This is a genomic window from Neobacillus drentensis (genome assembly GCF_036966985.1).
Classification (GTDB): domain Bacteria; phylum Bacillota; class Bacilli; order Bacillales; family Cytobacillaceae; genus Neobacillus; species Neobacillus drentensis_E.
Map to the genome: position 1 here is coordinate 1 of NZ_JBALSN010000164.1, position 7,766 is coordinate 7,766.

At 38.1% G+C, this 7,766-nt stretch carries 10 protein-coding genes; 2 read left to right on the plus strand and 8 right to left on the minus strand.

The genetic code is table 11. The annotated features are described in order from the left end of the window. Positions 1-113: 113 nt before the first annotated feature. The 3 genes from V7659_RS11185 to V7659_RS11195 all read right to left on the minus strand — a co-directional run bounded on the left by V7659_RS11185 (position 114) and on the right by V7659_RS11195 (position 2,615). Entirely contained in the window at positions 114-320 is a 207-nt protein-coding gene (locus V7659_RS11185; protein WP_335540103.1) for a hypothetical protein, read from the minus strand. Positions 321-394: 74 nt separating this feature from the next. Continuing rightward, complete coding sequence (locus tag V7659_RS11190; protein WP_335540104.1) at positions 395-2,143, minus strand: peptidoglycan recognition protein family protein; 1,749 nt, start codon at positions 2,141-2,143, stop codon at positions 395-397. Positions 2,144-2,321: 178 nt separating this feature from the next. Further along, the gene (locus V7659_RS11195; protein ID WP_335540105.1) at positions 2,322-2,615 is read right to left on the minus strand and encodes a hypothetical protein; all 294 of its coding nucleotides are present in this window, start codon (positions 2,613-2,615) and stop codon (positions 2,322-2,324) included. Between the two features lie 101 nt (positions 2,616-2,716). On the opposite strand from V7659_RS11195, the gene V7659_RS11200 reads away from it, so the two are divergent. Continuing rightward, positions 2,717-3,343, plus strand: a complete 627-nt coding sequence (locus V7659_RS11200; protein WP_335540106.1) for a GNAT family N-acetyltransferase — start codon at positions 2,717-2,719, stop codon at positions 3,341-3,343. A gap of 49 nt (positions 3,344-3,392) precedes the next feature. Here V7659_RS11200 and V7659_RS11205 read toward each other — a convergent pair whose 3' ends face one another. Then, positions 3,393-3,905: a DoxX family protein gene (locus tag V7659_RS11205; RefSeq protein ID WP_335540107.1), complete on the minus strand. Its 513-nt coding sequence runs from the start codon at positions 3,903-3,905 to the stop codon at positions 3,393-3,395. Positions 3,906-4,112: 207 nt separating this feature from the next. Here V7659_RS11205 and V7659_RS11210 point away from each other — a divergent pair, with 207 nt between their 5' ends. After that, positions 4,113-4,331, plus strand: coding sequence for a spore germination protein (locus tag V7659_RS11210; protein ID WP_335540108.1), 219 nt, complete (start codon positions 4,113-4,115; stop codon positions 4,329-4,331). Positions 4,332-4,407: 76 nt separating this feature from the next. Here V7659_RS11210 and V7659_RS11215 read toward each other — a convergent pair whose 3' ends face one another. The 4 genes from V7659_RS11215 to V7659_RS11230 form a co-directional block, all read right to left on the minus strand. Continuing rightward, positions 4,408-4,926, minus strand: coding sequence for a DoxX family protein (locus V7659_RS11215; protein WP_335540109.1), 519 nt, complete (start codon positions 4,924-4,926; stop codon positions 4,408-4,410). A 173-nt stretch (positions 4,927-5,099) separates the two neighbouring features. Continuing rightward, positions 5,100-5,333 carry a hypothetical protein gene (locus V7659_RS11220; RefSeq protein ID WP_335540110.1) on the minus strand — a complete coding sequence of 78 codons (234 nt, stop codon included), beginning with the start codon at positions 5,331-5,333 and terminating at the stop codon, positions 5,100-5,102. Positions 5,334-5,445: 112 nt separating this feature from the next. Next, entirely contained in the window at positions 5,446-6,681 is a 1,236-nt protein-coding gene (locus V7659_RS11225) for a C40 family peptidase (RefSeq protein WP_335540111.1), read from the minus strand. 193 nt (positions 6,682-6,874) lie between these two features. After that, positions 6,875-7,342, minus strand: a complete 468-nt coding sequence (locus V7659_RS11230; RefSeq protein WP_335540112.1) for a hypothetical protein — start codon at positions 7,340-7,342, stop codon at positions 6,875-6,877. Positions 7,343-7,766: the final 424 nt, after the last annotated feature.

Here is a 7,766-nt window from a genome sequence, read left to right on the forward strand (position 1 = left end):
ATGACCCCGGCTCAATACCGAGGTCATCTGTTAACTGCATAAGCTCTTTTTTAAACTGTCCATATTAAGGGTTACAGTTCAATTTTTCGATAAGGCCTCTTTATTAACTAAATCTACTGCACCAACCAAACTGTTTTACCGGCTAATTTCCCGCTGTACCAGTTCGTGCTCCCTACTTTTGCAGTGAGCTCAGCCGTGAATTTCTTATTTTTGTAGGAAGAAAGTGTTTTATAAACAACGTCTTTCTTTCCGCCCCAGGCTTTGCTATAGGCGCTGCCTGCTCCTTTAAGATTCATGATTTTGGGTTTTTGACTTACCACTGCATAACTAATATCGGAAATATCGGAGGATTTTACCCAGCCGATGGCGTTTGCACCAGTTGAACTTTTACTAATTAAATAATAGGTTTGACCACAAGCAACCCTTTTCTCTTAATATAGTAAACCTTATTGGTATAGGAAGAACCCGCCTTAAAGTAGGAACTCGAACCTAACTCTCTATAAATCTTGACGCTGGTTTTTTTGATATTGCCTAAACGGCTTGTCGTACTTTCCAACGTTTTATTCAGGTAGGCGCTATGAATCCATACCATTTTACCGGCAAAACTTCCGCGGTACCAAGTGTTATTGCCAACTTTTTCTGTTAAATTGATCTTAAAATCTTGGTTCTTATTTTTCGAAAGATCTTTAAAAACAATATCCTTCGTACTACCCCATGGATTGCTATAGACGCTGCCTTTACCCGTTAAATACATCGTTTTTGCATTTTTGTCATAGGTAGTATGAGAGTAATTAGTCAAATCAGAGGATTTTACCCAGCCAATAACACCTGATACACTACTTGGCTGTTTACTGATTAAATAATAGGTTTGGTCGTTGATGGCTGCTTGTTTCTTAATGTAATAGACGGTTCCAGTGTAAGTGGATCCGGCTGGAAACGCTCCGGTTTCGGTGCCGACCGTTTTATAAATTTTGACATCACTATTTTTAATCTGCCCTAACCTGCTGGTCCACCGCTCCACCTTTGGTGCCACTCTGCTTGAATAGAGCCAGACAGTTTTTCCGTCCAAATTCCCTCGGTACCAAACCATATTTCCAACGGTTTCTGTTGCATTCACCTTAAATTCTTGGTCTTTATATTTAGATAGAGAAGAATAAATGACATCTTTCTTCATACCCCAGGCTTTGCTATAAGCGGCGCCTTTACCCGTAAAATACAACGTTTTTGACGTTGACTTTAGAATTGATTCTGGATAGGTAAGCAAATCGGAAGCTTTGGCCCAGCCGATTACTCCGTTTACACTACTAGCCTGCTCACTTAGCAGATAATACGTTTGTCCGCTTACAAAGGCTAATTTTTTAATATAAAATGTTTGATCTGTATACTTATCGCCTGCTGGTAAGGCGGATGCCGTATTTTTATAATCTTTATAAATCAATACCTTACTGCTTGGGATTTGCGCTAAACGATTCGTATTCTCCGTTTTTTCAGGGAGAGCTTTATATTTCATTGTCACTAACTGAACAAATTGATCCCAGCTATAGCCCCACTTTTTAAAATAAGCATGTGGGTCGCCGTGAGTTGTGGCGCCAAGATACTTTGTGACCGCTGCATGCGACCAGAGAGTACCTTCCCCAGTTTTTTCAGCACTTTTTAAAGGTAAATTATAATCATAGAGAATAGAGACTATGTAATCCCCGTAGTTGTTGATTGAACGTGCAAATTTGTCAAAGGACTTCTCTCTGACCAACTCAATATGCACGAATCGTTGGTTTGCATAATATCCTGCACCCCAGGCCCCATAATTCGGGTTATGGATTTCAATCACGCGCGATCCATCTGCAAACGCATGTACAAAGGCATTTCTATGATTTCTGGTCATATAGGCAATTTCACTGGTAATCGTCGAGCTGCTGTTGGCCGTTTCATGAGCGACAACGCCCTCAACCTCACCATACCCATTCCGATACGTAAATTTTGTAAAAATGTTTTTGTGCTGATCTTCTACTTTCGCGGGGACTAATTTCTTAGAAATGATATAATCATTCACATTGGGATAGGTCGTTCCCGCGGCGCTCATAAGAGAGGGTTGAACTAAAACAAAAATCAAAAGTGACAAAACAGAGATGACAACTTTCTTCATTTTTCCTCCTAATATAATAGTTTAAATGTCGAATAGACTCATAAAAACTATTATACTACGACAAACGACCTGATTCTAAGAAAATATTAGTTTTACTAAATAATTTTGGGAAATTCACCAAATGGTGTCAGGCACCAGTAAAAAAATAGAGAGAGGTGCATGAAGCACCTCTCTCCTTTCAATCCTTCCAAGTTGGGAAATCCGCTTCTTTTTGTTTTTCATATGCTTTCATTCTAGAGTAGGAGTTCGCTAGTTTGGAGAGAATGTATCCCTGAGGGCTAGGTGTTTCATCTTGCTTGCTTAGCTCTTGAATTTTTATATTCGTAAACATTTTTGAAACTTGGGCTAAATTTTCAATCGTGTCCATTAATTCAGGGTTGTCGTTGTAATTGCTTTTTGCGATATAGTAAATATAATCAAGTTTGTTCCTTATGTGCTTTAATGTCTCGATATCAAACGGTTCAGTTGACATAACATTCACCCCTTATCCTAAAGCATATGGAACAAAAGGTAATTTTGAACAGAATCTAAAAATAAATTTTCATGTAAAAAAAATAAAGGCAGGCAACCGAAATGGATAACAATGAAATAGAAATATCAGAAGGCAATTTAACTGAGCTAAAGGACGTCTATCAACGATTATCGGCCGACTTTCCAGCAAATGAATTAAAAGATTACTCGCATTTTCAATTTCTTTTAGCTAACGAGAAATACAAACTCCTCTGGGCAAAGCAAGAAGAAGAAATCGTTGGCTATGCCTTAATTTATCAATATGAACATATCCCGGCGCTTTGGCTCGACTATATGGCCATTGATCAACACTATCGTAATGCTGGGTATGGGTCCCTCTTTTTTCAGAAAATGATTCAATCAAAGCGGGATGGATTTATCGGCACGTTTGTAGAAGTGGAAATACCTGAAGAGGATGAAGATACGAGAGTACAACAGTTACGGCGGATAAATTTTTACGAACGATTGGGAGCAAGAAGATTAAATATCCCTTATAAACTCCCCACAAACGATGGCGGGTTTCCCATGTACCTATATTTTAGACCTTCCTCTAATGTACACCGATTACCAAAGGAACAAATAGAGGCAGCAATCGAAGAAGTATTTCAATTTATCCATTCTGATGTAACCGATAGACATGCTATTTTAGACGAATTTTCCTCGTTCATTGAGGATGATTATTTTAGCTAAAAAGAAAAGCAGAAGTTGAGCCCTCAAGCCGCTTCTGCTTTTCTTAAACTTAAGCTTTTACTTTTTCGTGACCAGTGCCTTTTTTGCCCATTTTAGTAATGAATGGAACCACCCAGCGGTCTAAACCGATTCTACCAGCATTGTAACCAGCTGTTAGAATAATGAAGCCAAGGAAAATGTCTCTTGGGTTATGAGATACAGTACCTGCTAAGAAGAAGCTGAAGTTCATCACAAGACCAAAGAACATTGCTATTGTTGTTAAGCAGCCTAAGATTAAGCCTAAACCGATTAATGTTTCGCCCCAAGGAACAATGACGTTGAACACATCAACGTTTGGTAACGCAAAGTGTTTTAAGAAGTCTACATACCAGCCAAATACAACCGCGCCGTCCGGACCTTTTACTGGGTTGGCAATCGCCCCTTTTAAGAAGCCTGCAGCATCAAAACCGCCACTAGTTAATTTTCCAAAACCTGCAGTAAACCAAGAATAACCAAGGTATAAACGTAAGACAGTTAAGATGGCTGCCGCAATTTTATTTTCTCTTAAAAATTTGTTAAACATAAATGATTCCGCCTTTCAAAATTTATTTGTTCTTTATGGTTAAACTATATTCCTTTTTTCACATAAACAACATAGGTATAGTGACAAGATCACAGGATGTTTGAAATGTTATGGCGAACTTTTGAACGGCTCAAAATGACGTCCCTCCGAACAAAAGACTGCTGATGCACATATAGTAAAATATTAAAGTGCAAAGGATGTTCTTCTATGTCTGAGTTTCCACTTCCGGTGAAAATCGATACAATTAGTGGCGGAGTTGTCCAATTTGGCAGTTCCTTATTTATCTCTCCTAAAGCCGCCTCGAAAAGTACACAAGGCTCAGGTTCTTCCAATACAGGGGTCCATATCACAACCGTTACGGGGCAAAGTACAACCACTTCAGTCAATTCCGACCTATTTGACCAGCCCATCGTTCATGATAATTAACTAATACCATCTCCTTTAAATTAAACCAAAAGACGATTCGGATTGGAGCCCGAATCGTCTTTTGATTACAAATTATTTATGCACTTGCCTTTGCTTTTTCATGCCCAGTACCTTTTTTGCCAGTCTTTTTGAAGAATGGAACCACCCAGCGGTCTAAACCGATTCTACCAGCGTTGTACCCAGCTGTTAGAATGATGAAGCCAAGGAAAATGTCTCTTGGGTTGTGAGATACAGTACCTGCTAAGAAGAAGCTGAAATTCATCACTAGGCCAAAGAACATCGCTGTTGTTGTTAAGCATCCTAAGATCAAACCTAAACCGATTAAAGTTTCACCCCAAGGAACGATGACGTTGAACACATCCACGTTTGGCAGTGCAAAGTGTTTTAAGAAGTCTACATACCAGCCAAATACGACCGCGCCGTCCGGACCTTTTACTGGGTTGGTAATCGCTCCTTTTAAGAATCCAGAAGCATCAAAGCCGCCGCTAGTTAATTTCCCAAAACCTGCTGTGAACCAAGAATAACCAAGGTATAATCGTAAGACAGTTAAGATAGCTGCCGCAATTTTATTTTCTCTTAAAAATTTGTTAAACATAAATGATTCCGCCTTTCAAAATTTATTTGTTCTTTATGCTTACACTATATTCCTTTTTTTGATTAAACAACATGGGTATAGTGACAAGTTCACACTTTGTTTGAAATGTTATGGCGAACTTTTGAACGGAAGTGGTGAGTGGTGCCTGACACCAAAAAAAATCCCAGTTGCCATCAGCTGGGATCATGTATGTTTGAAAAAATTCCACCAAGATATTCGGCATGTGCAAGATATTGGCTCACAAAGTCGGCCAATGACATCGGAATTCCTGTATCTTCTACCCAATAATCATAACTAGTCGCGATTGTCCTTTTGATTAGGTCGTTATTTAGCCAATAGGGGGCCAGCGGATGATCAAAACTGGCAAGGATTGTAGCAATTTCCTCAGTTGTGGTTATCTTAAACACCTTCTTAGAAAAATGTTCTTCTCACCTTTTCTAATCTATGTGATTATCTTCCCCAAAAATACAAAAAAAGCTTGGAGTTTTCCTCCAAGCCTTGTTCTTCAAATCTATATTCTTAATGCAATACTCTTGCTGCAGTTGTAAATCTAGACGGATTATAAGATGCAATTTTTACAACATCACCTGTTTGTGGTGCGTGGATATATTTGCCGCCTCCGATATAGATGCCAACATGGTGGGCTGGATTTCCTCTAAATACCAAATCACCTTTTTGAACATTGTATGGAGAAATGCTGGTTCCAACATCCTGTTGGTCACGAGAAACCCTTGGAAGGGAAATCCCAATATGACGGAACACGTATTGAGTGAATCCTGAACAGTCAAACCCGTTTGGTGTTGTCCCGCCCCAAACGTATTTAACGCCCAAAAATTGTTTAGCATATGCGATTAACTCATCAGCATCTCCTGAATTAATCACTGTTTCTTTCGGTGTATCATTATTAGATTTGACCGGCTTTTTAGCTGGAGATTCTTGTTCCGGCTGACTTGGACTTTTTGGAGCTTGTTGCTCTGTACTTTCTTCCGCAGCTTGACGTGCTCTTTCTTGGGCTGCAGCCCTTTCTTGCGCTTCTCGTTGGGCTCGTGCTTGTGCTTCTTGACGTGCTTTATCTTGAGCATTTTTTAGTGTTTGTTGACTAGCAAGTTGCGTTTGTTGCTGCTTTAAGGTGTTTTTTGACTCTGCTAATACGGTTTTAATTTCTGCCTTATCTGCTTCAATCTGCTTCTGTTCAGAAACTAAGTCTTCCTGGCTCTTTTTTAATTGGCCTAATTCGTTCTCTAACTTTTGTTCCGCACCTAGTAAGTTTTCTTCTTTTTTAGCTAAAGCCTTCATGATATCTGTATTACTATCAAGAATTTGCATAATAGCAGTTGAGCGAGTTAGTAACTGGGAAAAACTATCTGACGAAAGGATAAACTCTGCGTAGGTAATCATCGGCTGCTGGCCTTGTTCTTGCATGGTTTTTAGTCTAGCAGAATAGTAGGTTTTGTTCGTCTCTAAGTCTTGCTTTGCTTTTTCAATGTCTGCCTTAGTTTTTACGATTTGACCTTGTTGCACTTTAATATCATTGTTTAATTGTTTGCTTTTCTCCATACCCATGACGATTCGGTCGTCTAGTTGTTGAATCTTATTTTCTATGTCTTCAATCTGATTTTGTGTTTCAGTTATTTTGACTTTTGTATCATTGATTTGATCTTGGGTTACAGTTGGACTTGCAAAAGTCGGGGTTGCTTGAAAGACCGAAGTTAATAGAGCGATCGATACCGAATATATTAAAAGTTTCCGTTTCATTCCATTCTCACCTTTTCTAAAAGAAAATTTTTCCGTTTTAATATATTTATAGTTTAATTTTCTAACAGAATAATAACAATGGAATTAGGGAAAATGTAATGAATTTGTAATGTTATGTAGAATATTCAAGGAAAGAGTCGAAAAAAAACCTCGAAGAACGCAGGCTTCGAGGTTTTTTGTAAATTTTTATTGGTCATCTATATCTTTTTATTTTCTCAAACAAATACTGCACTCCGTATAATAGATACGCTTTATAGTGTAAGTAGATAAAAAATTGTAAATGACTTAAGCGATTCAGACGAATGATTTTCATTTTTTTAAGAACATCAATGAAAAAGAAAGCAAAGAGTCCATCTGAAATAACATTAAGCAACACAAACTTTTTAAAGTTTCCGAACGAAAATTTAAGTAACCACATGGAGAAAGGCATATATGGACCAATACTAAACGGCAGCTCATCCTTGATAAATGATTTTGGTTTATCGTAAAACTTCCACCATTTCCGCTTGTGTCCATACAAATGATTGATGATCTCAAAAATAACAATAATCGCTCCCGCAAAAGAATAGCGTTGCATACTACGTTTACCTATAAATAGCAGCGATAACCAAGGAATCATTATGATAGATAGATTAAATATTTTGTGTCTCCTTGATGCCATATGCTTTTTCACTCACACCAATCTTTTCCAGTCCTGTTTATAGTATCCAAATGACACAAAAAAAACGCCCATTTGAGGTTGTAAATGAAAAGGTGCACCATTTACCGATAAGAGGAAAAAATCAGTCGAACGGGAAATGAAAGTGTCTTCCATTTCCCGATGAGAGGAAAAAATCTTCCGTACGGTAAATGCAAGTGTCTTCCATTTCCCGATAAGTGGAAAAAATCTTCCGAGCGGGAAATGCAAGTGTCTTCCATTTCCCGATAAGAGGAAAAATCATAATTAGCCAAATATGAGCTGTAAATCATTAACTGCTGATTTTGAACCATAGCACCGACTTATTTAAAATTGGCACCTAGAATTATACGAAAAAAAGGTATAATCCCTCTTTATAATAAGGAATTATACCTTTTTTTAAATTTTA